Raw genomic sequence first — 23,683 nt, forward strand, 5'->3', positions numbered from 1 at the left:
GGCGTTGACGAGGTACTCGCTCGTCACCCCGAACCGTCCACTCGCGACCTGCTTGATCGCGCTCCGGCGCTCGGGATCGTAGAGCCGCTCCGGGTCCTCGCCGCCCTCACCGGTGTTGGACCGGCCGCCGATGCGGTTCATCGCGATCGCGAGCGTCTGGTGCGCCTCTGCCGAAATGGAGCCGTACGACATGGCGCCGGTGTTGAACCGCTTGCAGATCGACTCCACCGACTCGACCTCGTCGATCGGCACCGGCTGCCGGTTCTCGTTGCGGAAGGCGAACATCCCGCGCAGCACGCCGCCCTCGCGGTTGAGCCGGTTCACCTCGTCGGCGTAGGCGCGGTACGCCTCGTCCCTGCGCGTCTTGCTCGCGTGCTGGAGCAGGAACACGGTCTCGGGCGTGAACAGGTGCAGCTCGCCCTCGCGGCGGTAGGCGTACTCGCCGCCGGTCTCCAGGCCGCGGTGCACGCGCTCGGTCGGGTTGTCCGGGTAGGCGCGCCGGTGCCGCACGGCGACCTCCTCGGCGAGCACGTCGAGCCCAACGCCGCCGAGTTTGGAGATCGTGCCGGTGAAGTACTCGTCGAGCACCTCCTGCGACAGGCCCAGCGACTCGAACACCTGCGCGGCCGTGTAGGCGCCGACCGTCGAGATGCCCATCTTCGACATGATCTTGAGGACGCCCTTGACGAGGGCCTGCACGTAGTTGCGGACCGCCTTCGCCGGCTCGATGCCGGTGATCGCGCCCTGCCCGATCATGTCCTCGATCGTCTCGAAGGCGAGATAGGGGTTGACCGCCGCGGCGCCGTAGCCGAGCAGCAGCGCGACGTGGTGCACCTCGCGGGCGTCGCCCGTCTCGACGACGAGCGCGACGCGCAGCCGCTCCTTGGTGCGCACCAGGTGGTGGTGCACCGCGGAGACCAGCAGCAGCGACGGGATGGGCGCCATGCGGTGGTCGGCGTCGCGGTCGGAGAGCACGAGGGTGCGCGCGCCGGCGGCGATCGCCTCTGACGCCTCGCGGCGCACTCGCTCGATCGCCTCGGCGAGCGCCGGGCCTCCGCCGTCCACTTCGTACAGTCCGGAGAGGACGGTACAGGCGAAGCCTGGCAGGTCCCCGTCGTCGTTGACGTGGATCAGCTTGGCGAGCTCGTCGTTGTCGATCACCGGGGAAGCCAGCTGGATGTGCCTGCACGAGGCGGGTCCCGGCTCCAGCAGGTTCTGCTCGGGCCCCATGATCCGGCTCATCGAGGTGACCAGTTCCTCGCGGATCGCGTCCAGCGGCGGGTTGGTCACCTGCGCGAAGCCCTGCTTGAAGTAGTCGTACAGCGAGCGGGACCGCTTGGACAGCACCGCGGGCGGGGTGTCCGTGCCCATCGAGCCCAACGGCTCGGTGCCCTTTTCGGCCATCGGGCCGAGCAGGATCTTCAGCTCCTCCTCGGTGTAGCCGAACGCCAGCTGGCGGCGCAGCACCGAGGCGTGCGTCTGCGTGATGTGGTCGCGGTCGGGCAACTCGGACAACGTCAGCAGGCCCGCGTGCAACCACTCCTCGTAGGGCGCCTCGGCGGCGAGCCCTGCCTTGATCTCGTCGTCGTTGACGATGCGGCCCGCCTCGGTGTCCACGAGGAACATACGGCCCGGCTTGAGCCTGCCCTTGGCGATGACGTCCTTCGGCGGGACGTCGAGCACACCGGCCTCACTGGCCAGCACCACGCGGTCGTCGGCGGTCTGCCACCAACGCGCGGGCCGCAGGCCGTTGCGGTCGAGCACCGCGCCGACGAGCGTGCCGTCGGTGAACGTCACACACGCCGGGCCGTCCCACGGCTCCATCAGGCTCGCGTGGAACTGGTAGAACGCGCGGCGCTGCTCGTCCATGGTGGCGTGGTTCTCCCACGCCTCCGGGATCATCATCAGCACGGCGTGCGGCAGGCTGCGCCCGCCGAGGTGCAGCAGCTCGAGCACCTCGTCGAAGGACGCCGAGTCCGACGCCTCCGGCGAGCACACCGGATACAGCCGCGTCAGGTCACCGGGCAGCAGGTCCGACTCCAGCAGCGCCTCGCGGGCGCGCATGCGGTTGCGGTTGCCGCGGATGGTGTTGATCTCGCCGTTGTGTGCCACGAACCGGAAAGGGTGAGCCAGTGGCCAGGAAGGGAACGTGTTGGTGGAGAACCGGCTGTGCACCAGCGCGATGGCGCTGACCAGCCGCTCGTCCCGGAGGTCGGCGAAGAACGCCGGCAACTGCGCGGGGGTGAGCATGCCCTTGTAGACCATCGTCCGTGAGGACAGCGAAGGGAAGTACACGCCGCAGCCGGACGCCTCGCTCTCGTGCTCGGCCCGCTTGCGCAGGCAGAACGCGAGCCGGTCGAGCTCGATGCCGCTGGGCAGCTCGCCGTCGGCGTCGGCCTTGCCCGTGACGCACAGCATCGCGAAGTGCGGCATCACGGAGCGCGCCGTGGGGCCGATGCCGGCGGCATCGGCGTCGGCCGGCACGTCCCGCCAGCCGAGCACGGTGAGGTTCTCCTCGTCGGCGATCCGCTCGACGAGCTCGACGGCCTTGCGGCGCTGCTCGGCGTCGGCGGGCAGGAAGGCGATGCCGGCGGCGTAGTGGTGCTGGCCGAAGGCGTCGGGCCTCGGCAGCTCGAACTCCGCCTCCGCCCGCAGCAGGTCGTCGGGCAGCTGCACCAGGATGCCCGCGCCGTCGCCACTGGTGGGCTCGGCGCCGGCGGCGCCACGGTGGTCCAGGTTCGTGAGTGCGTTGAGACCGTCGGTGACGATGCTGTGGGAGCGGACACCACGGACGTGCGCGACCATGGCTACACCGCAGGAATCCTGTTCCGTCGCAGGGTCGTAGAGGCCCTGTGGAGACGGAATCGCGGAGAAGATCAAGGGGACCTCCTGCGTCGTCTTCGTGCTCGATAAGTGCTGGGCACGGGACGACAATGGCCCGCTTATTAGCGCGACCTTAACATCTGGGAAACGTCAGGGCACCGGTTCGGAGTGGCCATTTCAGCTGTCGACTGTAACGATCTGGCAGCTCTGAACGACATCGTTCTTGATGGGCACTGAGCTCTTGGCTCGCCCACCGATTCTACCCGACGCCCGGGTTCCCGGAGTTCACCTCGGTTTCGCCTGGTAGCGTCCTCCTTCGACGCGAGCGGCAGCGAAGTCCGGTGCGAATCCGGCGCTGTGCCGCAACTGTGATGCCCAGCCGTACCGGACCGAGCACGAACCGTGACGGCGGGGTCGAGTCAGGTCGCCTGCACTCGCGCCGACGCCATCCACCTCCGGTCCAGGGGTCGCGGCGTCCAGGACCGCTCGCCGGCCGGGCGCGGCCAGGGCCGGCCGAACAGTCGAGGTCCTCATGTCCCGTGTACCCCGTCACCGCCGCAGGCCGTTCGCCATGCTCGGCGTGCTCTCCGCGGTCTCGGCGCTCGCTCTCGCCGGCTGCGCCGACCGCGCGCCGGAAGAGCCGGCCCCTTCGCCGGCCGCCGCCGACTTCCCCGTGGAGCTGCGCCCGGAGGGCGCGCCGGCGGTGACGATCGAGCAGCGGCCGGAGCGGATCGTCTCGCTCTCGCCGTCGACGACGGAGACCCTCTTCGCCGTGGGAGCCGGCGACCAGGTGGTGGCCGTCGACTCGGCCTCGACCTACCCGGCCGAGGCGCCGAAGACGTCGCTGTCGGGCATCAACATCGACCCGGTGGCGATCGCGGGCCACAACCCCGACCTCGTCATCGTCGAGTCGGACCTCGACGGCAAGCTCGCCGAGACGCTCGGCAAGACCGGCACCGAGACCCTGGTCCTGCCCGCTCCCGCCACGCTCGACGCCGCGTACGACCAGTTCGAGCTGGTGGGCAAGGCCACCGGCCACGCAGCCGAGGGCGCGGACCTCGCGCGACGCACCAAGGAGGAGATCGACAAGCTCGTGGCCGACGCGCCAGAACCGGCAGAGCCGCTGCGCTACTACCACGAGCTCGACCCGACGTTCTACAGCGTGACCTCGGCGACGTTCATCGGGCAGGTCTACGGGCTCTTCGGGCTCATCAACATCGCCGACCAGGGCGACCCCAACGCGCTCGGCGGCTACCCGCAGCTCTCCGCGGAGACCATCCTGCGGGAGGACCCGGACCTGATCTTCCTCGCCGACACCAGGTGCTGCGGGCAGAACGCGGACACCGTCGCCGCCCGCCCCGGCTGGGACACGCTCTCGGCCGTCAAACAGGACCGGGTCTTCGCGCTCGACGACGACATCGCGTCCCGGTGGAGCCCGCGTCTGGTGGAGCTGGTGCGCACCGTGGCCGACGCCGTCGCCGGCAAGTAGGTCCCGATGCTGCGGACCCGCTCCCGCCCGCCCACGACCCGCCTGCGCCCGCGCACGGTGGTCGTGGCGCTGCTCGTGCTGCTGGCGGCCATGGTGTTCGCGGTGGTCGCCGGTTCCGGGGAGCTCGGCTGGCAGCGGGTGCTCGGCGAGCTCGCCGCTCAGGTGACGGGTGGCACGTCGCCGCTGTCGGAACGTGAGGCGGCGATCGTGTGGGAGCTGCGCGCGCCACGCGTGCTGCTCGCCGGTCTCGTCGGCGCCGCGCTCGCCGGCGCGGGAGCGGCGTTCCAGGGCGTGTTCCGCAACCCGCTCGCCGACCCGTACCTGCTCGGCGCCGCCGCGGGCGCGGGCATGGCGGCCACAATCGTGGTGGTGTTCGTCCCGGCCGTGACGGGCTGGCTGATCGGCCCGCTGCCGCTCGCGGCGTTCGCCGGCGCGCTGGGCGGCGTGGGGCTGAGCTGGCTGCTCGGCCGCTCGGCGGGCGGCTCGGGCACGGCGACGCTGCTGCTGGCCGGCGTGGCGGTCACGGCGTTCCTCACCGCGATCCAGACGTTCGTGCAGCAGCTCAACACCGACACCATCAAGCAGGTCTACACGTGGACGCTGGGCGGGCTGAACGTCACGGGCTGGCGGGACCTGTGGCTCGCGCTGCCGTACGTCGCGGTGGCCGCGGTCGTGCTGTGCGGCTGCGCGCGGCTGCTCGACGTGCTCACGCTCGGGGACGCCGAGGCGGCCTCGCTCGGCATCCGGCCGGGCCGGGTCCGGCTGGTGCTGCTCGCCGCGGCGTCGCTCGCGACGGCCGCGGCCGTCGCGGTGAGCGGGCTGATCGGCTTCGTCGGCATCGTCGTGCCACACATCGTGCGCCTGCTCGCGGGCGCGAGCTACCGCGTGGTCCTGCCGCTGTCGCTCATCGGTGGCGCCGTGTTCCTGGTGCTGGCCGACTTCGTGGCCCGCACGGCGCTGCCGGGTGAGCTGCCGCTCGGGGTCGTGACGGCGTTCGCGGGCGCGCCGTTCTTCGCGATGGTGCTGCGCACGAGCAGGGGGCGGACGCCGTGACGGAACTGCGGTTGCGGAACGTGAGCGCGGGCTACGGCGCCAAACCGGTGGTGCGCGACGTGTCCGCGGAGGTGTCCAGCGGCGGGTGGTTCGCGATCGTGGGCCCCAACGGGGCGGGCAAGTCGACGCTGCTGAAGGCGATCGCCGGACTGGTGCCCTGCCAGGGCACGGTGGAACTGGACGGAAAGACGCCGCCCCGCAAGGAGAAGGCACGCGTGCTCGGGTACGCGCCGCAGAACCCGGTGCTGCCGGAGGGGCTCACCGTCACCGACTACGTCCTCTTGGGACGGACGCCGCACCTCGGCCTGCTCGCGCGGGAGAGCGCCACCGACGTGTCCATTGTGGAGGACACGCTGGAACGGCTCGACCTGAGCGCGCTGGCGGGGCGGAAGCTGCGCACGCTGTCGGGCGGCGAGCAACAGCGCACGGTCCTCGCCAGGGTGCTCGCGCAGCGGACGTCGTTGCTGCTGCTCGACGAACCGACCACGGGCCTCGACGTCGGGCACGCGCAGGCGCTGCTCGAACGGCTCGACCTGCTGCGCCGTCAGGACGGCACCACGGTGGTCTCGACACTGCACGACCTCACCTTCGCCGCACAGTACGCCGACGAGCTCCTGCTGCTCGACGGCGGCGAGGTCGCCGCGTCGGGCAAGCCCGCGGAAGTGCTGACCCCCCAACGGCTCCGCGACCACTACGCCGCGGAGACCGAGGTCCTGCACACCAAGGAGGGTCACCCGGTGGTGGCCCCGATCCGCCGCCCCACCTAACCGCGCGAGTCCCGCGTTCCCGACGCCGAGTTGCGCGTTCCCGACGCCGAGTTGCGCAGTCGGGGCGCCGAGTTGCGCGTTCCCGACACCGAGTCGCGCAACCGTGCCAACGGTCGAGGTCCGCAACAGCGACACGGTGGTGGCACACGGCTCGTGGCACCGCACCCCGGAACCGCCGCGACCCCCGATACCTCGCGGCCGACCGATACCTACCGCGGCGCGAGCGGGCCGCTGGCGAAGGTACCGATCGGCGCCGACGGCGTAATCCCGCCCCGAACACAGGTAGAACGTGTTACAGTTCGGGCGTGATCCTCGATCGTTTCCGGTTGACCGGCAAGGTCGCCGTCGTGACCGGCTCGGGGCGCGGGATCGGCGCGGCCACCGCAGTGGCGCTCGCCGAGGCCGGTGCCGACGTGGTGCTCTCCGCCCGTACCAGGGAACAGCTTGACGAGGTCGCCGCGCGGATCGCCGACGCGGGACGCAAGGCGCACGTGGTGCCCGCCGACCTCACCGACCCCGCCGCGGCGGGCATGCTCGCGGACGCCGCCGTCGAGACGTTCGGCAGGCTCGACGTCGTGGTGAACAACGTCGGCGGCACGCTCCCCCGTCCACTCTCCGACACCTCGACAGAGTTCCTCGACGAGGCGTTCCGGTTCAACGTCGGTACGGCGCACGCGCTCACCCGCGCGGCCGTGCCCGCGCTGCTCCGGGCTGGCGGCGGCGCGATCGTCAACGTCTCCTCGGTGATGGGCCGCGTCAGCGGCCGGGGCTTCCTCGCCTACGGCACCGCGAAAGGAGCGCTCGTGCAGTACACGCGCCTGGCCGCGGCGGACCTCGCGCCGAAGATCCGCGTCAACGCGGTCGCGGTGGGCTCGGTCGCCACGTCGGCGCTCCAGGTGGTGGTGGACAACCCCGAGCTGCGCGAGCGCATGGAGGCCGCAACTCCGCTGCGCCGCATCGGCGATCCCGAGGACATCGCCGCGGCGATCCTCTACCTGACCTCACCCGCGGGCTCCTACGTCACCGGCAAGGTGCTGGAGGTCGACGGCGGACAGCAGGCACCCAACCTCGAACTCGGACTCCCGGATCTGACATGACACTTCGCGTGGTGCAGTGGAGCACCGGAAACGTCGGCCGCCACACCATCGCGGGCATCGAAGCCCGCCCCGACCTGGAGCTGGCCGGTGTGTGGGTCTCCGACCCCGCCAAGTCGGGCAGGGACGCCGGAGCGCTCGCCGGGCTCGGCCGCGACCTCGGGGTCACCGCGACGACGGACGCCGACGCGCTGCTCGCGCTGAGGCCCGACTGCGTCGTCTACACGGCGATGGCCGACGACCGCATCACCGAGGCGCTCGACGACCTGTGCCGCATCCTGCGCGCGGGCGTCAACGTGGTCTCCAGCAGTCCCGTCTTCCTCCAGTACCCCGACGGCGTGGTGCCGAAGGAGCTGTCGGACCCCGTGCGCGAAGCGGCGGCCGAGGGCGGGGTTTCCCTGTGGGTCAACGGAATCGACCCCGGTTTCGCCAACGACTGGCTGCCGCTCGTGCTCACCGGCGTCTGCGAGCGCATCGACGAGGTGCGCTGCCTGGAGATCCTCGACTACTCCACCTACGACAACCGCAAGGTCCTCTTCGACATCATGGGCTTCGGCTCGCCGCTGGAGGACAAGCCGCTGCTGTTGCAGCCGGGGGTACTGACGCTCGCGTGGGGCAGCGTCGTGCGCCAGCTCGCGGCAGGGCTCGGCGTGGAGCTGGACGCCGTGGAGGAGCACCACGAGCGGCTGCCCGCACCGGAGACGTTCGACATCCCGTCCGGCACGATCGAACGCGGCACCGCCGCCGCACTGCGGTTCGAGATCAGGGGCATGCTCGGCGGGAAGCCCGCCTGCGTGCTGGAACACGTGACCCGGCTGCGGCCCGACCTCGGCCCGGACTGGCCGCAGCCCTCCGGCCAGGGGTGCTACCGCGTACAGGTGACCGGCGAGCCGAACTACACGCTGGACCTGCGCCTGCTCGGCACCGACGGCGACCACAACACCGCGGGACTCAAGGCGACCGCCATGCGGCTGGTGAACGCCGTGCCCGCCGTCGTGGCGGCCGCGCCCGGGCTACTGACCGGGCTCGACCTTCCGCTCGTCACCGGCAGGGGACTCCTCCGCCGCTGAGTCCGCCTCCTTCTCGCCCTCGTCCTGGTCGCCCTTGTCCTCGGCGTCCTTGTCCGACGACGGTTCCGCCGCGGCGCCGGTGTCGTCGTCCGGCTCCGGTTCGTCGGTGTTGAGCGTCGCCGGATCCTCGCGAGGGCCTAGCTTGCGGGCGTAGACGAAGTACGCGACGGCGCCGGCGAAGAGAACCATCGAGGTCCACACGTTGACGCGCAGACCGAGGATCTCGTTGGCCTGGTCGGTGCGCATGAGCTCGATCCAGAACCGGCCCGCGGTGTAACCGGCGACGTAGAGCGCGAAGACGCGGCCGTGCCCGAGGCGGAACCTCCGGTCCGCCCACACGATCAGCAGCGCTACCCCGAGGTTCCACAGCAGCTCGTACAGGAACGTCGGGTGCACGACCTCCACTGGCACGTCGCTGATGGCGACACCGTTCAGCGGGTCCTCGACCAGCGGGTTGTCGGGGTCGACGCGCCGGTAGATCTCCAGGCCCCACGGCAGGTCGGTCGGACCGCCGTAGAGTTCCTGGTTGAAGTAGTTGCCGAGCCTGCCGATCGCCTGCGCGACGACGATCCCGGGCGCGATGGCGTCGGCGACGGCAGGGAGCGGGATGCCCCTGCGGCGGCACGCGATCCACGCGCCCACGCCGCCGAGCGCGATCGCGCCCCAGATGCCGAGCCCGCCGTCCCAGATGTAGAGCGCCCTGATCGGGTCCTTGCCCTCACCGAAGTACAGCTGGGCGTCGGTGATGACGTGGTAGAGCCGGCCACCGATGAGCCCGAACGGCACCGCGAACACCGCGATGTCGACGATCGTGCCCTTGGACCCACCGCGTTGCGCCCACCTGCGCTCGCCCCACCAGATGGCCACGATGATCCCGACGATGATGCACAGCGCGTACATCCGCAGCGGAATCGGCCCGAGTTCGTACACCCCCCGGTCCGGGCTGGGGATGTTCGCGAGGAAGACTGCCGACGCGGTGTTCACGGGCCAACCGTAGCGTGAGCGCCGTCGCCTCAGCCGCCGAGGCTCACCTCGGCCGGGAACGGCCTGGGCAGCGTCAGCGTGCCGCCCTACTCTTGGCGATCTGCGTGTAGGCGCCGTCCACGAGCTCGACAGCGCCGCCTAGGGCCAGGACGTCGGCGACCATCCACTCACCGTGGTGCTTCCATCAGGGTGCCACCACCCACCGACGTTTCTCAGGCGGCGGGAACGGCGGGACGGCGGACGCCCTCGGCCAGCTCGGCGGCCAGCGCGCCCAGCGCTGCGGTGCCCTCGGCCGCCCTGGTCACCAGCGCCGAGCCGACGATCACCGCGTCGGCGAACGCTGCCACCTCGGCGGCCTGGTCGCCGGAGCGCACGCCGAGGCCGACGCCGATCGGCAGGTCGGTGTGCTTGCGGGTGCGTCCCACCAGGTCGGCCGCGCTCGCGCCGACGGACTCGCGGGCGCCGGTCACGCCCATCACCGCGGTGGCGTAGACGAAGCCGGTGGTCGCCTTGGCCGTCAGCGCGATGCGCTCCTCCGACGACGACGGCGCCACCAGGAAGATCCGGTCCAGCCCGTGCTGGTCGGACGCGGTGAGCCAGTCGCCCGCCTCGTCCGGTGTCAGGTCCGGCGTGATGAGGCCGAGGCCGCCCGCCGCGGCGAGGTCCCTGGCGAACCGGTCGACGCCGTAGTGGAACACCGGGTTCCAGTAGGTCATCACCACGGCGCGCCCGCCGCGCGACGCGACCGACTCGACGACCTCGAACACGTGCCTGAGGCGGAAGCCGTTGCGCAGCGCGGTGTCGGCGGCGGCCTGGATCGTCGGACCGTCCATCACCGGATCGGAGTAGGGCACGCCCACCTCGACCAGGTCGGCGCCCGCGTCGATGGTCGCGGCCAGCAGGTCCTTCGACTCGCCGACGGTCGGGTACCCGGCCGGCAGATAGCCGACCAGCGCGGCCCGCTTCTCCGCGCGGGTCCCCTCGAACAGCTGGGCCAGCCGACTCACACGTCCTCCACGAGCTTGAAGTAGCGCGCCGCGGTGTCCACGTCCTTGTCGCCCCTGCCGGAGAGGCTCACGAGGATGTGGCCGTCCTCGCCGAGCTCCTTGCCCAGCTTGAGCGCGCCGGCCAGCGCGTGGGCCGACTCGATGGCGGGAATGATGCCCTCGGTGCGCGAGAGCAGCTGGAACGCCTCCATCGCCTCGGCGTCGGTGACCGCGCGGTACTCCGCCCGCCCGGTGTCCTTGAGCCACGAGTGCTCGGGGCCGACGCCGGGGTAGTCGAGACCCGCGGAGATCGAGTACGCCTCGATGGTCTGCCCGTCCTCGTCCTGCAGCAGGTACGACAGCGCGCCGTGCAGCGTGCCGGGCGTGCCCTCGGTCAGGGTCGCGCCGTGCTCGCCGGTCTCGATGCCCTTGCCGCCCGGCTCGAGGCCGACCAGGCGCACGCCGGGGTCGTCGATGAAGCCGTGGAAGATGCCGATCGCGTTGGACCCGCCGCCCACGCACGCGGCGACCGCGTCGGGCAGCCGCCCGGTCAGCTCGAGGATCTGCTTGCGCGCCTCCTCGCCGATGACCTTGTGGAAGTTGCGCACCATCACCGGGAAGGGGTGCGCGCCCGCGGCTGTGCCCAGCAGGTAGTGCGTGGTGTCCACATTGGTCACCCAGTCGCGCAGCGCCTCGTTGATGGCGTCCTTGAGCGTGCGGGAGCCCGTCTTCACCGGGATCACCTCGGCGCCGAGCAGCCGCATCCTGGCGACGTTGAGCGCCTGCCGCTCGGTGTCGACCTCACCCATGTAGACCACGCACTCGAGGTCGAGCAGGGCGCACGCGGTGGCCGTGGCCACGCCGTGCTGACCGGCCCCGGTCTCGGCGATCACGCGCTTCTTGCCCATGCGCCTGGTGAGCAGCGCCTGGCCCAACACGTTGTTGATCTTGTGGGAGCCGGTGTGGTTCAGGTCCTCGCGCTTGAGGAAGATCCGCGCTCCCCCGGCGTGCTCGGCGAACCGCGGCGCCTCGGTGAGCAGCGACGGCCTGCCCGCGTAGCCGGAGAGCAGGCGCGCGAACTCGCCGGTGAACTCGGGGTCGAGCCTGGCCTTGTCGTACTCGGCCGACAGCTCGTCGAGCGCGCCCATGAGCGCCTCGGGCAGGAACCGGCCGCCGTAGGGGCCGAAGTGACCCCGCTCGTCCGGGCCGTGGCTGGTGCGTTGCTGCTTGGGGTCCTTGTCGGTCACCGGCTCGGCCTCGGGCATGCCGGGTGCGATCCCGCGGTCACCAGCTTGACGAGCGCGCCCTTCGGGTCGTCCGTGGCGACCAGGCCCTCGCCGACGAGCACGGCGTCCGCGCCGTGGCCCGCGTAGGCCATCAGGTCGCCGGGACCGCGCACGCCCGACTCGGCGACCTTGTACGTGTCCATCGGCAGCCCGGGGGCGAGCCTGCCGAACACGTCGCGATCGACCTCGAGGGTGTGCAGGTTCCGTGCGTTGATGCCGATCACCGACGCGCCCGCCTCCAGCGCGCGGTCGGCCTCCTCCGCGTTGTGGACCTCGACGAGCGCGGTCATCCCGAGCGACTCGACGCGGTCGAGCAGCGCGACGAGCGCGTTCTGCTCCAGCGCGGCAACGATCAGCAGCACCATGTCGGCGCCGTGCAGCCGCGCCTCGTGCACCTGGTACGGGCTGACGATGAAGTCCTTGCGCAGGATCGGCACGTCCACCGCGGCGCGCACGGCGTCCAGGTCGGCGAGCGAGCCGCCGAACCGGCGCTGTTCGGTGAGCACGCTGATGACCCGCGCACCGGCGTCCTCGTAGTCCTTCGCCAGCGACGCCGGGTCGGCGATCGCGGCCAGGTCCCCCTTCGACGGGCTCCGGCGCTTGACCTCGGCGATCACGCCGATGCCCGACTCGCGCAGGGCCGACATCACGTCCCGGGGCGGGATCGCTGCCGCCGCACGCCGCTTCAGCTCGTCGAACGGCAGTGCCGCCTCACGCTCGGCGAGGTCGGCCCGCACGCCCGCGACGATGTCCTCGAGAATGCTCACCGGGCAACCTCACCGGCTGTGTGTTCACTCGCAAGGTGGCTCACAAAAACCTTCCCCTTCCCGCCGAAATGATGCTAACCCTCGCGGTTCGCCACACCGGCTCCGGGTCGGAATTGCCTTGTCCACCAGTGGGAAAGGGCCGGGGTTAACTCCGTGTGGTCGGATCCTCGCCGTCGGAGAGCGCGTCCCAGAGCTCCTTCTCGGTGTCCTTCGCGGCCCGCTGGCCGCCGGGAGCGGAGTACTTGGCGCCCATGCGGGGCATGCGGTGACCACGCCACGTGAGCACGGCGCCGGCGAGCAGCACGAGCACTCCGCCCGCGACGGCCGCCGCGGGACCCCAGAACGTCCGCCGTGGGGCCCCCGCCGATTCTTCGTAGCCGGGCGCCCAGCCGGACCAGGTCACGTCGTAGGCGTCGCCGTTCAGCGCCAGGTAGAGGATCAGCGCGCCGACGACCACGAGCAGCACGCCCAGTACGCGCCGGGCAACGCCCCGGACGGCGAGCACCGCGGCCACGGCCGCGAGCGTGAGCAGCGCCAGCGGCACCGGCCACGTCATCAGGTCGCCGCCGGAGAGGTCGTCGGCGAGCCTGCCGTCGATGGTCAGCCCGCGCGGCACGTCGATCCACGTCAGCCCCGACGTGCCCCACAGCGCCGCGGCGCCGAGCAACAGCGCGACCACCACTATCCACAGTGGACGCTTGTTGGCCGGGCTCTCAGACACGGGTCGCGTCCAGGGACGTCGCGGGGGCCAGCGTGTTGGCGGCGGCGACGGCGGAGAGCACGGTGCGGGCCTTGTTGAGCGACTCGTTGTCCTCGTAGTCGGCGTCCGAGTCGGCGACCACGCCGCCGCCGGCCTGCACGTACGCCACGCCGTCCTTCATGAGCGCGGTGCGGATCGCGATCGCGGTGTCCGCGTCGCCCGCGAAGTCGAGGTAGCCGACCACACCGCCGTAGAGGCCCCGCCGCGTCGGCTCCAGCTCCTCGATCAGCTCCATCGCGCGCACCTTGGGCGCACCGGAGAGCGTGCCGGCCGGGAAGCACGCCAGCACCGCGTCGAACGCCGTCCTGCCTTCCGCGAGCTCGCCCGTGACGGTGGAGACGATGTGCATCACGTGGCTGTAGCGCTCGATCGCGAAGAAGTCGACGACGTGCACCGAGCCGGGTCGGCACACCTTCCCGAGGTCGTTGCGCCCGAGGTCGACGAGCATGAGGTGCTCGGCGCGCTCCTTCTCGTCGGCGAGCAGGTCCTTGGCCAGCTGCGCGTCCTCCTCGGGGTCGACGCCGCGCCAGCGGGTGCCTGCGATCGGGTGGGTGGTCGCCCTGCCGTCGCGCACGGTGACCAGCGACTCCGGGCTGGAGCCGACGATGTCGAAGCCCTCCAGCCGCAGCAGGTACATGTACGGGCTCGGGTTCGAGGTGCGCAGCACCCGGTAGACGTCCAGCGCGTCGGCGCCGGTGCGCATCTCGAAGCGCTGCGAGGGCACGACCTGGAACGCCTCGCCCGCGTGGATCGCCTCGCGGGCCGCCTCGACGGCCGCGTGGAAGTCCTCCTTCGCCCTCCGCCGCGTGAACTCCGGCGCGGGCCGCTCGAACACCGCGTTGGTCGCGGGTGCGGGCGCGGCGAGCAGCCGGGTCATCTCCTCGATGCGACGGACGGCGTCGTCGTAGGCGGCGTCCACGCGCTCGGGCGAGTCGTCCCAGTTCACGGCGTTGGCGATGAGCGTGACGGTGCCCTCGTGGTGGTCGAACGCGGCGAGGTCGGTCGCCAGGAGCATCGTCAGCTCGGGAATGTCGATGTCCTTCTCGGCCAGCTCGGGCAGCCGCTCCAGCCAGCGGACGGTGTCGTAGCCGATGTAGCCGACCATGCCGCCGGTGAGCGGCGGCATGCCGGGCAGGGGCTCGGTGTGCAGGGTCGAGAGGGTCTCGCGCAGCACGGTCAGCGGATCGCCCTCGGTGGGCAGTCCGACGACGGGTGTGCCGGTCCACACGGCCTTGCCGTCGCGCACGGTGAGCGCGGCGGGGCTGCGCACGCCGATGAACGACCAGCGCGACCAGGACTCCCCGTTCTCAGCCGATTCCAGCAGGAACGTGCCGGGACGGTCCCCGGCCAGCTTGCGGTAGAGCGCGACCGGGGTGTCCGCGTCGGCGAGCAGCCGCCGGACCACCGGGATGACGCGCCGGTCCTCCGCGAAGGCACGGAAGTCCTCCCGGCTCGGGCTGATCGCCCCGAGCCCGGAACCACCGGTGTCGACAGAACGGGCAGTTACCATGCGGTTATTGTGCCGCCGCGGCTTTCGGCGGCACCCACCGGGGATTAATTCACTGACTGTTGAATTTCTGACCTCGGTGGTTCATGATGGGCCACGTGACCACCGCGAAAGAAGAGCCCGCCCGCCGCAGGGGCCGCCGCCCCGCGGGCGAGGACACCAAGGCGGCGCTGCTCGACGCCGCCAGAGCCGTGTTCGCCGAGAGCGGCTACGAGGGCGCCACCGTGCGGGCCATCGCCTCCCGCGCCGGCGTGGACCCCGCGATGGTCAACCACTGGTTCGGCGGCAAGGACGGCCTGTTCGCCAAGGCCGTGCTGCACGTGCCGTTCGACATCAACGAGGTGGTCGAGACGGTGACGGCAGGCGGTCCCGACAAGCTCGGCGAGAACATCGTGCGCACGTTCCTCACCCGCTGGGACGGCGCGGGCGGCGAGTCCTTCGTCGCCCTCATCCGCAGCGTCACCACCAAGCCCGAGGCGCTGCAGACGCTGCGGACCATCCTGGTCAACAGGATCTTCACCAACGTCGTCAGGACGGCGGACAGCGACCGCCCCGAGCTGCGGGCAGGCCTTGGCGCGACCCAGATGATCGGCCTGGGCATGGCCCGCTACGTCGCGCAGATCGAGCCCGTGGCCTCCGCCGACATCGAGACGCTCGTGGCCACGATCGCCCCGAACCTCCAGCGCTACCTCACCGGGGAGCTGGACGTTCCCGCCTGATCGTCGGCATCGTCCGCGAGCAGCAGCCGCTCGTCGGTGTCGAAGCACGTGTGGGTGCCCGTGTGGCAGGCGGGGCCCGTCTGGTCCACGCGCACCAGCAGCGTGTCGGCGTCGCAGTCGAGGCGCACCTCGCGCACGTGCTGGATGTGCCCCGACGTCTCGCCCTTCACCCACAGCCGCCGCCTGCTGCGCGAGTAGTACGTCGCGCGCCGCGTGGTGAGCGTCCGCTCCAGCGCCTCGTCGTTCATCCACGCCACCATGAGCACCTGGGACGTGCTGTGCTCCTGCACGACGGCGCACACGAGGCCGTCGGGCGTGCGCTTCAGGCGCTCCGCGAGTTCGGCATCGAGCGTCACCGGACCACGACCCCCGCACCACGCAGGGCGTCCTTGACCTCGCCGATCTTGAGCTGGCCGAAGTGGAAGACGCTCGCGGCGAGCACCGCGTCGGCCCCGGCCTCGACGGCGGGCGGGAAGTGCTCGACCGCCCCTGCGCCGCCGCTCGCGATCACCGGCACGCGCACGGCCGCGCGCGTCAGGCGGATCAGCTCCAGGTCGAAGCCCGCCTTCGTGCCGTCGGCGTCCATCGAGTTGAGCAGGATCTCGCCGACGCCCAGCTCCTCGCCCCGCGCGGCCCATTCGACCGCGTCGATCCCGGTGCCGTTACGGCCACCGTGCGTGGTCACCTCGAAGCCGGACGCCGTGGGCTCGCGCCCCTCCGGAACCCGGCGCGCGTCCACCGACAACACGACGCACTGCGCGCCGAAGCGGCGCGAGGCCTCGCGCAGCAGCTCGGGCCTGGCGATCGCGGCGGTGTTGACGCTGACCTTGTCGGCGCCCGCGCGGAGCAGCCGGTTCACGTCGTCCGTGGTCCGCACGCCGCCGCCGACGGTCAGTGGGATGAACACCTGCTCGGCGGTGCGGCGCACGACGTCGAAGGTGGTCTCGCGGTTGCCCGAGGACGCGGTGACGTCGAGGAAGGTCAGCTCGTCGGCGCCCTCCGCGTCGTACACGCGCGCCAGCTCCACCGGGTCGCCGGCGTCCCGCAGATCCGCGAAGTTCACACCTTTGACGACCCGTCCCGCGTCCACGTCGAGACACGGGATCACCCTCACCGCAACGGACATGTCACCAGCTTAGGGTTCGTCGCCGCAGGCGGGCCGGGCAGCCGTGCGGACCCCCGGACATATCTACTCGGTAACGGTTTCGTGGTGCCCGCGTTCACCGGCCGCCTAAGCTCGATCGCATGGCGCGAGCGGGCAGGAGGCCCGGACCGAACGAGACGAGGGAACAGATCGCCGAGGCCGCACGCAGGCTGTTCGCCGCTCAGGGTTACGACGGCGCGACCATGAGGGCGATCGCGGCCGAGGCCGGCGTGAACCCCGCGCTGCTGCACCATTTCTACGGCACGAAGCGGCAACTCTTCGTCGCGGCGATGAATCTTCCGTTCAATCCGGCGGACGAAATCCCGCAGGTCCTGAATGGACCACCCGGAGAGGAGGGAGCCCGTCTCGTGCGTATGATTTTGCGATTATGGGCAGAACCGGACACCAGGGCGCCGTTCCTCGCCCTGCTCCGGTCGGCCGTGACCAACGAGCAGGCGGTCACGATGATGCGCCAGTTCCTCGCCAGCGCGGTACTCGCGACCGTCGCGAGGGCGAGGGGCATCTCGCGCCTGCACGCGTCGGCGGCGGCGGCCCAGATGATGGGGGTCGCCCTGTTGCGCTACGTTCTCGAGGTACCGCCGATGTCGACGGCGACCGAGGACGAGATCGTCGCACTGGTCGGCCCGGCGATTCAGTATTACCTCGATGGCGGGCAACCGCCTGCGGCTTCGCAGCGTTAGCTTCACACGGGTTGGGGAAACCTTTCATGGTGCGAGACTGTTCGGCACGAAGACTCCTTAGGGTGCCCGCATGACAACGGTCGCGATGGGGGAACAGACCGCCTCCGAGACGCCGGACGTCGAACCGGCCGCCGCGAAGCGCAGGCGCGCCGCGCGGCTGCTTCCGGTCGCCTCCGTGGCGGGCGGCACGGCCCTCATCGGCGCACACGGATCCCTGTACGGCAACTGGATCATCGACGACGCCGCGATCACGTTCGCGTACGCGCGCAGCTTCGCGGAGGGCCTCGGCCCGGTGGTCCAGCCCGGCGCGGAACCCGTCGAGGGCTACTCGAACCCGACATGGACGGCGCTGCTGGTGCTCGGCAGGCTCGTCGGGCTGTTCGACCGCGGAACGATCTTCGGCATTCCGGACTACGTCCTCTTCCCCAAAGCGCTCTCGCTGCTGCTCGTCGCGGGCATCCTCTGGGGCTGCCACGTGGCGGCGGCCAGGGTCACCAAGCGGCCGTGGCTGGCGACACTCGCGGTGGGCGGTCTGCTCGCCGTCACACCGTCGTTCGTCATCTGGACCTTTGCCGGCCTGGAGAACCCGCTCTACGCGCTGATCATCACGTGGATGGCGGTGCTGGTCTTCCTGGCCGTGCTCGACGACCGGCTGCTGCGGGGCAAGCTCGCGGTGGGCATGGGCCTGCTGGCGGCGGCGGCCGCGCTCACCCGTCCGGAAGGGCTCATCTACGCGGGCGTGTACCCGCTCGTGGTGCTCGGCGCGCTGCGCAAGCCGAGGATCGCGGCGAGCGTCAAGCACATCCTGCTGTCCGTCGCCGCGTTCGCCGTGCCCGTCGGGGCGTACTTCCTGTGGCGGTACGCGACGTTCGGACTGTGGTTGTCGAGCCCTTCGATCGCGAAGCGACAGGATCTGCCGACCCTGCAGGAGCTGACCCGGCCCGGTGAGCTGGTGGGCTACGCCGGCGCTCCGGCCGTGCTCGTGGCCGTCCTCTTCGTGGGCATGGTGCTGGCGAGGCCGGCGTGGTGGCGCAGGGGCCTGCTGGCGCTGCTGGTGCCGCTGGGACTCGCCGTGGTCGCGTTCTCGGTGCTCGAGGCGGACTGGATGTCGCAGCTGCGCTTCGCCACCCCGGTGTGGGTGCTGGGCTCGCTGGTCGCCACGCTCGCCGCGGCCGACGTGCTGCGCCACGCCAAGCTGCGCGGCCGGGTCTGGATCGTCGTCGGGCTCGTAGCCGTGCTGCTGCCGACCGGTGCCGCGTTCGGCGCGGTGGCCAAGGACTTCCGGACGGAGCCGGACATCTCGGCGTGCTACGTCGCCGACCGCTTCGGCCGCATCTTCAACGGCTACGCCGACGTGATGGGCGCGCAGAACGCTTCGCTGCTCATCCCCGACCTGGGCGGTTCTGCCCTGACCAGCAGGTTGCACCTGGTCGACATGGCCGGCCTGACCAACCACCGGTTCGCCGAGCTGGTGCGCGACCAGGACCTGCGGGGCCAGCAGAACTACGTGTACGACGAGGTCAAGCCCACCTTCATCCACACGCGGGAACCGTGGAGCACGGGCAACGGGCTGGGTTACGACCCGCGCCTCGCCCGCGACTACTACCCGATCCATTACGACATCTACCAGGGCGCGCCCCACGGCGACTGGGTCCGCAAGGACGCGGTGCGCGACCAGCAGATGCTCGAGGACCTGCGCGCCTACGCCCGCGTGCACACGGTCCAGGTCGAGCGGGACATCCCGAACTGGCCACGCCGGCACTGCGGCGACACCCTTCGCGCGGGCCAAACCCACACCGGCGAGGCGTAGCCACCCAACCGCAGTGAAGGCCACCTTGCCTGCGCCCAACGCAGGCAAGGTGGCCTTCACTGCGCCCACCCGTCTCCCACCACCGCCCAAACGGAGACGCTGCGCGCCACTGCGTTCGGAGTGCGGCATTGACGGCAGCTGCTCAACGCTCGCAGAATTAAACGCATGGCCAATTCAGCCGTCTCGATCCAGGGCCTGCGCGTGCGCCGGGGCGACCGGGTGGTGCTGCGCGACGTCAGCTGCGAGATCGCGCCCGGCACCGTCACCGGCCTGCTCGGCCCCAGCGGCTGCGGCAAGACAACGCTCCTGCGCTCGATCGTCGGCGTGCAGCTCGTCGAGGCGGGTACCGTCACCGTGCTCGGCAGGCCGGCGGGCAGCCGGGAGCTGCGCCGCAAGCTCGGTTACGCCACGCAGAACCCGGCGATCTACCCGGATCTCACGGTCGCGGAGGCCCTCCGCTACTTCGCGGCCGTGCTCCGCGCCCCGAAGTCTGATGTGGACAGAGTGATCGCCGAGGTGGACCTCACCGACCACGCCGACGCGCTCATCGGCAGGCTCTCCGGAGGACAGCGCGGCAGGGCCAACCTCGCCGTCGCGCTGCTCGGCGAGCCCGAACTGCTCGTGCTCGACGAGCCGACCGTCGGTCTCGATCCCGTGCTGCGCGACGAGCTGTGGGGCCTATTCGGCAGGCTCGCCGCGCACGGGACGACACTGCTGGTCTCCAGCCACGTGATGGATGAGGCCGCCCGCTGCGGGCAGTTGCTGCTCATGCGGGAAGGCAGGCTGCTCGCCCACGACGAGCCGGGCGGACTGCTGCGCCGCACCGGCACCCCCGATCTGGAACAGGCCTTCCTGCGGTTGATCAGGGAAGGAGCGCTGCTGTGAGCGTCCCCGTCACGCTGGCCACCAACCGGCGCATCCTCACCCAGCTCCGGCACGACCCGCGCACGGTCGTGCTCATGCTCGTGATGCCGACGCTGCTGATGGTGCTGCTGCGCTACGTCTTCAACTCGGCGGCGCAGTTCAGCGCCATCGCCCCGGCCCTGCTCGGCATCTTCCCGTTCACGATCATGTTCCTCATCACCTCGGTCACCACCCTGCGCGAGCGGACCTCGGCGACCCTGGAACGCCTGATGACGCTGCCGATCGCCAAGCCGGACCTGGTCTTCGGCTACGCACTCGCCTTCGGGCTCATCGCCGTGGCGCAGGTCGCCATCGCCGCACTGGTGTCCGTGACCTGGCTCGGGCTGGACGTCGCGAACTCGGTCTGGCTGCTCCTGCTCGTGGCGGTGCTCGACGCGCTGCTCGGCACGGCGCTGGGCCTGTTCGTGAGCGCCTTCGCCCGCACCGAGTTCCAGGCGATCCAGTTCATGCCCGTGATCGTGCTGCCGCAGTTCCTGCTGTGCGGACTGCTCCAGCCGAGGGACGAGATGGGCTGGCTGCTCAGCTGGATCTCCGACGTGCTGCCGCTGTCGTACGCGGTGGACGCCCTCAACCACGTGACGCATTCGGCCGAGCTCGACGGCACGCTCGTGCGCAACATGGCCGTCGTGGCCGGCAGCGCGCTGCTCGCGCTGCTGCTCGGCGCCGCGACGCTGCGCCGCCGTACACCGTAGCGATCTCTCAGCGTTCACCGGATACGTTGATCGGATGGGAGCAGAGCTGGAGCGGCTGGCCGCGGAGAAGTACGTACTGCTGACGACGTTCCGCAGGTCGGGCGACGCGGTGCCCACCCCGGTGTGGATCGCGGGGGACGACGGCGAGCTGGTGCTGTTCAGCGTCCGCACGGCCGGCAAGGTCAAGCGGATCCGGCGCGAGCCACACGTCGAGGTGGCGGCGTGCGACTTCCGCGGCAAGGCCACGCACGGCCGCACGGTCACCGGCATGGCGCGCATCCTCGACGACGACGCGACCGAGCGCATCCGCAGGGTCATCGCCCGCAAGTACGGCATCACGGGCCGGGTCACGATGTTCTTTAGCCGCCTTCGCGGCGGCCCTCAGCGCACCGTGGGCATAGCGGTCAAGCTCGACGAGTGACCGAGGGCGGCGCCGTCGGCGTCGTCAGACCCGCGCGACGGCGGCGAGCGCCTCGGGGAGGGTGAACGCGCCCGCGTACAGCGCCTTGCCGACGATCGAACCCTCGACGCCGTCACGCTCCAGCCGCGCGAGCGCCCTGAGATCGTCCACACTGGACACTCCACCGGAGGCGATCACCGGTGCGTCGGTGCGGGCGGTGACCTCACGCAGCAGGTCGAGGTTCGGACCGCGCAGCGTGCCGTCCTTGCTGACGTCGGTGACCACGTACCGCTGGGCGCCGTCGCGGTCGAGCCGGTCGAGCACCTCCCACAGGTCGCCGCCGTCCTGTGTCCAGCCGCGCGCGGCGAGCCGGTGCCCGGCCTCGGTGATCCGCACGTCGAGGCCGATCGCGACGCGGTCGCCGTGGGTGGCCACCACCTTGGCGGCCCACGCCGGATCCTCCAGTGCGGCCGTGCCGAGGTTCACCCTGCGCGCACCGGTGGCGAGGGCCGCTGCGAGCGACTCGTCGTCCCGGATGCCACCGGAGAGCTCCACCTGCACATCGAGCTTGCCCACCACCTCGGCGAGCAGCTCCCGGTTGGAGCCCTTGCCGAACGCGGCGTCGAGGTCGACGAGATGGATCCACTCCGCGCCGTCACGCTGCCACTGCAGTGCCGCCTCCAGCGGCGAACCGTAGGAGGTCTCGGTGCCGGCCTCGCCCTGGACGAGGCGGACCGCCTGGCCATCGGCCACGTCGACGGCGGGAAGGAGGGTGAAGGTCACCGGGCCACTATAAAAACCGGCGGCGGGCCCGGGCTCAGAGGGTGCGCAGCCAGTTCCGCAGCAGGTGTGCTCCGGCGTCGCCGGACTTCTCCGGGTGGAACTGGGTGGCCCACAGCGGACCGTTCTCGACTGCCGCGACGAAGTCCTCACCGTGGTGCGCCCACGTGACCTTCGGCTGGCGGCCGGTGAGCTCGGAGTCCAGCTCCCACGAGCGGGCCGCGTAGGAGTGCACGAAGTAGAACCGCGTTTCGGCGTCCAGCCCGGCGAACAGCTCCGAGCCCTCCGGCACACGCACTGTGTTCCAGCCCATGTGGGGCAGCACGTCGGCGTTCAGCCGGTCGACGGTGCCCGGCCATTCGCCGGTGCCCTTGGCCTCCACCCCGTGTTCGACGCCACGCTCGAAGAGGATCTGCATGCCGACGCAGATGCCCAGCACCGGCCTGCCGCCGGCGAGCCGGGTGCCGATGATCTTGTCGCCGCCCACCGAGAGCAGCCCCTCGATACACGCGGCGAACGCGCCGACCCCGGGCACGACCAGCCCGTCGGCCTCCAGCGCCGCATGCGGGTCGGCGGTGACCTCCACGTCGGCGCCCGCTCGCTGCACGGCGCGTTCGGCGGACCGGAGGTTGCCGGACCCGTAGTCCAGGATCACTACTCGAGGCACGGCTCCAGGTTAACCGCTGCGCCGCGCCAGCAACGCGACCGGCAGCAGCGCCGCGGCCGCGACGGCGAGCAGCCCGAACGCAGAGCCGAAGCTAGTCCACGACACGATCGCTCCCACGGCGACCGCGCCAAGACCCTGGCCCGCGTCGAACGCGACGTTCCAGGCGACGCTCGCCGAGCCCGCCCGCGCCCGCGCGAACATCGCCACCAGCGAGTCGTTCTGCACCACGCCGAAGCCGAGCCCGAACACGGCCACGGCGACCACCACGAGCACCGGGTGCTCGGCGAGCAGGGCGAACCCGGCGAGACCTGCGGCGGAGACCGCGAGCCCGCCCGCCAGCATCCGCCCTGGTCCCGCCAGCCGGTGGCCGAGGTGCCCGGCCGCCCAGCGTGAGAGCATCGCCACGAACGGCGTTACGAACAACGCGACCGCCGAGGCCGGGGACGTCACCACGATCGGCAGGAACGTCGCGAGCGCGCCGAAGCCGGTGGAGACAGCGAGCATCGGCAGCCATGGCTTCCACGTCGCGCGCACGAGCGCCCCCGGCCCGGAACCGAGGCCTGGCTCGTGCCGCGGAAGGAGCCTCGGCAGCAGGAGGATCGGCACGAGCGCGCACAGCGGCAACGCCGTGGCGAGCACGAACACGTGCGGGAAGCCCCAGTGCCCTGCGATCCACGTGCCCACAGGCAACCCGGCCAGCTGAGGCACACCCGCGGCCAGGCCGTAGAGCCCCGAGCCGCGCGCGACCGAGCCCGAGGGCAGCAGTTCGGCGATGAGCGCGCTGCCGCACACGGTGAGCAGGCCGAACCCGATGCCGCGCAGCAGCGAGATGCCGAGGATCTCCCACGCGCCGGCCGAGGCGATCAGCAGCGGTGTGGGAGCGCCGAGGAACAGCGCGCCCAGCAGCATCGCCACGCGGTAGCCGTGGCGGCGGACGAACGCCGACGTGGCGAACTGGGTGAGCACCGTGCTGGCCATGAACACGCCGGTGGACGCACCCGCCGCGAACGTTCCCGCCTCCTGCCGCACCGCCCACAGCGGCACGACGGGCAGCAGCAGCGCGTAGCCGGAGAACGCGGCGGTGGAGGCGAGCAACGTGAGCCGGAAGTTCCGGTGCCGCATCGGGGACACCGGCCTCTCCGGGACCACCGCCGACCGCGTCACACCCTTCGTTCTAGTACGCGCGTACCTGTTTTGTCCACCACTGCAGTGAAGGCCACCATGCCTGCGCCCACCCGTCTCCCGCCACCACCCAAACGG

Annotated in this window: 23 protein-coding genes; 11 read left to right on the forward strand and 12 right to left on the reverse strand. The window is 71.3% G+C overall.

Features of this window, described 5'->3' with window-relative positions:
* On the reverse strand, positions 1–2,880 hold a 2,880-nt coding region (locus DI005_RS00225; protein WP_233519921.1), incomplete at its 3' end, for a glutamate synthase central domain-containing protein.
* 514 nt (positions 2,881–3,394) lie between these two features.
* On the opposite strand from DI005_RS00225, the gene DI005_RS00230 reads away from it, so the two are divergent.
* The 5 genes from DI005_RS00230 (at position 3,395) to DI005_RS00250 (ending at position 8,296) form a co-directional block, all read left to right on the forward strand.
* Positions 3,395–4,312, forward strand: a complete 918-nt coding sequence (locus DI005_RS00230; RefSeq protein ID WP_113640925.1) for an ABC transporter substrate-binding protein — start codon at positions 3,395–3,397, stop codon at positions 4,310–4,312.
* A gap of 6 nt (positions 4,313–4,318) precedes the next feature.
* Positions 4,319–5,365, forward strand: coding sequence for an iron ABC transporter permease (locus DI005_RS00235; RefSeq protein WP_112272689.1), 1,047 nt, complete (start codon positions 4,319–4,321; stop codon positions 5,363–5,365).
* A complete protein-coding gene (locus DI005_RS00240) occupies positions 5,362–6,132 on the forward strand; it encodes an ABC transporter ATP-binding protein (RefSeq protein ID WP_113640926.1) in 771 nt (256 codons plus the stop codon). Before DI005_RS00235 ends, DI005_RS00240 begins: the two co-directional genes overlap by 4 nt.
* Before the next feature lie 305 nt (positions 6,133–6,437).
* Positions 6,438–7,229: an SDR family oxidoreductase gene (locus DI005_RS00245; RefSeq protein ID WP_113640927.1), complete on the forward strand. Its 792-nt coding sequence runs from the start codon at positions 6,438–6,440 to the stop codon at positions 7,227–7,229.
* Positions 7,226–8,296 carry a diacylglycerol kinase gene (locus tag DI005_RS00250; RefSeq protein WP_113640928.1) on the forward strand — a complete coding sequence of 357 codons (1,071 nt, stop codon included), beginning with the start codon at positions 7,226–7,228 and terminating at the stop codon, positions 8,294–8,296. Before DI005_RS00245 ends, DI005_RS00250 begins: the two co-directional genes overlap by 4 nt.
* On the opposite strand, the gene lgt is transcribed toward DI005_RS00250, so the two are convergent.
* The 6 genes from lgt to DI005_RS00280 all read right to left on the reverse strand — a co-directional run bounded on the left by lgt (position 8,240) and on the right by DI005_RS00280 (position 14,589).
* The gene (lgt, locus tag DI005_RS00255) at positions 8,240–9,280 is read right to left on the reverse strand and encodes a prolipoprotein diacylglyceryl transferase (protein WP_112272697.1); all 1,041 of its coding nucleotides are present in this window, start codon (positions 9,278–9,280) and stop codon (positions 8,240–8,242) included. The two genes, DI005_RS00250 and lgt, sit on opposite strands and share 57 nt — an antisense overlap.
* A 212-nt stretch (positions 9,281–9,492) precedes the next feature.
* On the reverse strand, positions 9,493–10,287 hold the full coding sequence (trpA, locus tag DI005_RS00260) for a tryptophan synthase subunit alpha (protein ID WP_112272699.1): 795 nt from the start codon (positions 10,285–10,287) through the stop codon (positions 9,493–9,495).
* Positions 10,284–11,531, reverse strand: a complete 1,248-nt coding sequence (gene trpB, locus DI005_RS00265) for a tryptophan synthase subunit beta (protein ID WP_113640929.1) — start codon at positions 11,529–11,531, stop codon at positions 10,284–10,286. Before trpB ends, trpA begins: the two co-directional genes overlap by 4 nt.
* The gene (gene trpC / locus DI005_RS00270; RefSeq protein WP_112272703.1) at positions 11,510–12,319 is read right to left on the reverse strand and encodes an indole-3-glycerol phosphate synthase TrpC; all 810 of its coding nucleotides are present in this window, start codon (positions 12,317–12,319) and stop codon (positions 11,510–11,512) included. The genes trpB and trpC overlap by 22 nt, the downstream gene beginning before the upstream one ends.
* A gap of 145 nt (positions 12,320–12,464) precedes the next feature.
* Positions 12,465–13,040 carry a Trp biosynthesis-associated membrane protein gene (locus DI005_RS00275; protein WP_112272705.1) on the reverse strand — a complete coding sequence of 192 codons (576 nt, stop codon included), beginning with the start codon at positions 13,038–13,040 and terminating at the stop codon, positions 12,465–12,467.
* On the reverse strand, positions 13,033–14,589 hold the full coding sequence (locus DI005_RS00280) for an anthranilate synthase component I (RefSeq protein WP_112272707.1): 1,557 nt from the start codon (positions 14,587–14,589) through the stop codon (positions 13,033–13,035). Before DI005_RS00280 ends, DI005_RS00275 begins: the two co-directional genes overlap by 8 nt.
* A gap of 95 nt (positions 14,590–14,684) precedes the next feature.
* Between DI005_RS00280 and DI005_RS00285 the strand changes: the two genes are divergently transcribed.
* Positions 14,685–15,305 (forward strand): TetR family transcriptional regulator, encoded by a 621-nt coding sequence (locus DI005_RS00285; protein ID WP_233519922.1) that lies wholly within the window; start codon positions 14,685–14,687, stop codon positions 15,303–15,305.
* On the opposite strand, the gene hisI is transcribed toward DI005_RS00285, so the two are convergent.
* Both hisI and hisF read right to left on the reverse strand, forming a co-directional pair.
* The gene (gene hisI / locus DI005_RS00290; protein WP_112272711.1) at positions 15,272–15,661 is read right to left on the reverse strand and encodes a phosphoribosyl-AMP cyclohydrolase; all 390 of its coding nucleotides are present in this window, start codon (positions 15,659–15,661) and stop codon (positions 15,272–15,274) included. The two genes, DI005_RS00285 and hisI, sit on opposite strands and share 34 nt — an antisense overlap.
* Positions 15,658–16,431 carry an imidazole glycerol phosphate synthase subunit HisF gene (gene hisF, locus DI005_RS00295; RefSeq protein WP_112272713.1) on the reverse strand — a complete coding sequence of 258 codons (774 nt, stop codon included), beginning with the start codon at positions 16,429–16,431 and terminating at the stop codon, positions 15,658–15,660. Before hisF ends, hisI begins: the two co-directional genes overlap by 4 nt.
* 119 nt (positions 16,432–16,550) lie before the next feature.
* Here hisF and DI005_RS00300 point away from each other — a divergent pair, with 119 nt between their 5' ends.
* The 5 genes from DI005_RS00300 (at position 16,551) to DI005_RS00320 (ending at position 20,997) form a co-directional block, all read left to right on the forward strand.
* A complete protein-coding gene (locus DI005_RS00300) occupies positions 16,551–17,150 on the forward strand; it encodes a TetR/AcrR family transcriptional regulator (protein WP_112272715.1) in 600 nt (199 codons plus the stop codon).
* Positions 17,151–17,220: 70 nt separating this feature from the next.
* Positions 17,221–18,960 carry a hypothetical protein gene (locus DI005_RS00305; RefSeq protein ID WP_113640930.1) on the forward strand — a complete coding sequence of 580 codons (1,740 nt, stop codon included), beginning with the start codon at positions 17,221–17,223 and terminating at the stop codon, positions 18,958–18,960.
* Between the two features lie 165 nt (positions 18,961–19,125).
* Entirely contained in the window at positions 19,126–19,845 is a 720-nt protein-coding gene (locus DI005_RS00310; RefSeq protein WP_112272719.1) for an ABC transporter ATP-binding protein, read from the forward strand.
* On the forward strand, positions 19,842–20,576 hold the full coding sequence (locus tag DI005_RS00315; protein WP_113640931.1) for an ABC transporter permease: 735 nt from the start codon (positions 19,842–19,844) through the stop codon (positions 20,574–20,576). Before DI005_RS00310 ends, DI005_RS00315 begins: the two co-directional genes overlap by 4 nt.
* A 34-nt stretch (positions 20,577–20,610) precedes the next feature.
* Complete coding sequence (locus DI005_RS00320) at positions 20,611–20,997, forward strand: PPOX class F420-dependent oxidoreductase (protein ID WP_112272723.1); 387 nt, start codon at positions 20,611–20,613, stop codon at positions 20,995–20,997.
* A 24-nt stretch (positions 20,998–21,021) separates the two neighbouring features.
* Here DI005_RS00320 and priA read toward each other — a convergent pair whose 3' ends face one another.
* From priA to DI005_RS00335, 3 genes are read right to left on the reverse strand one after another with little or no spacing between them, the layout of a single operon-like run.
* A complete protein-coding gene (gene priA / locus DI005_RS00325; protein WP_112272725.1) occupies positions 21,022–21,759 on the reverse strand; it encodes a bifunctional 1-(5-phosphoribosyl)-5-((5-phosphoribosylamino)methylideneamino)imidazole-4-carboxamide isomerase/phosphoribosylanthranilate isomerase PriA in 738 nt (245 codons plus the stop codon).
* A gap of 34 nt (positions 21,760–21,793) precedes the next feature.
* Positions 21,794–22,423, reverse strand: a complete 630-nt coding sequence (gene hisH, locus DI005_RS00330) for an imidazole glycerol phosphate synthase subunit HisH (protein ID WP_112272727.1) — start codon at positions 22,421–22,423, stop codon at positions 21,794–21,796.
* 9 nt (positions 22,424–22,432) lie between these two features.
* Positions 22,433–23,545, reverse strand: a complete 1,113-nt coding sequence (locus DI005_RS00335; RefSeq protein WP_112273214.1) for an MFS transporter — start codon at positions 23,543–23,545, stop codon at positions 22,433–22,435.
* Between the last annotated feature and the right edge of the window lie 138 nt (positions 23,546–23,683).

The organism is Prauserella sp. PE36, assembly GCF_003311655.1.
GTDB lineage: Bacteria > Actinomycetota > Actinomycetes > Mycobacteriales > Pseudonocardiaceae > Prauserella_A > Prauserella_A endophytica.

Excerpts from the sequence above, each read along its gene's own strand:
- hisF (WP_112272713.1), bottom strand. The coding sequence starts at position 16,431 with ATGTCCGTTGCGGTGAGGGTGATCCCGTGTCTCGACGTGGACGCGGGA.
- DI005_RS00335 (WP_112273214.1), bottom strand. The coding sequence starts at position 23,545 with ATGCGGCACCGGAACTTCCGGCTCACGTTGCTCGCCTCCACCGCCGCG.
- DI005_RS00235 (WP_112272689.1), top strand. The coding sequence starts at position 4,319 with ATGCTGCGGACCCGCTCCCGCCCGCCCACGACCCGCCTGCGCCCGCGC.
- DI005_RS00300 (WP_112272715.1), top strand. The coding sequence starts at position 16,551 with ATGGCGCGAGCGGGCAGGAGGCCCGGACCGAACGAGACGAGGGAACAG.
- DI005_RS00305 (WP_113640930.1), top strand. The coding sequence starts at position 17,221 with ATGACAACGGTCGCGATGGGGGAACAGACCGCCTCCGAGACGCCGGAC.
- trpB (WP_113640929.1), bottom strand. The coding sequence starts at position 11,531 with ATGCCCGAGGCCGAGCCGGTGACCGACAAGGACCCCAAGCAGCAACGC.
- DI005_RS00250 (WP_113640928.1), top strand. The coding sequence starts at position 7,226 with ATGACACTTCGCGTGGTGCAGTGGAGCACCGGAAACGTCGGCCGCCAC.
- DI005_RS00320 (WP_112272723.1), top strand. The coding sequence starts at position 20,611 with ATGGGAGCAGAGCTGGAGCGGCTGGCCGCGGAGAAGTACGTACTGCTG.
- DI005_RS00310 (WP_112272719.1), top strand. The coding sequence starts at position 19,126 with ATGGCCAATTCAGCCGTCTCGATCCAGGGCCTGCGCGTGCGCCGGGGC.
- DI005_RS00280 (WP_112272707.1), bottom strand. The coding sequence starts at position 14,589 with ATGGTAACTGCCCGTTCTGTCGACACCGGTGGTTCCGGGCTCGGGGCG.
- DI005_RS00230 (WP_113640925.1), top strand. The coding sequence starts at position 3,395 with ATGCTCGGCGTGCTCTCCGCGGTCTCGGCGCTCGCTCTCGCCGGCTGC.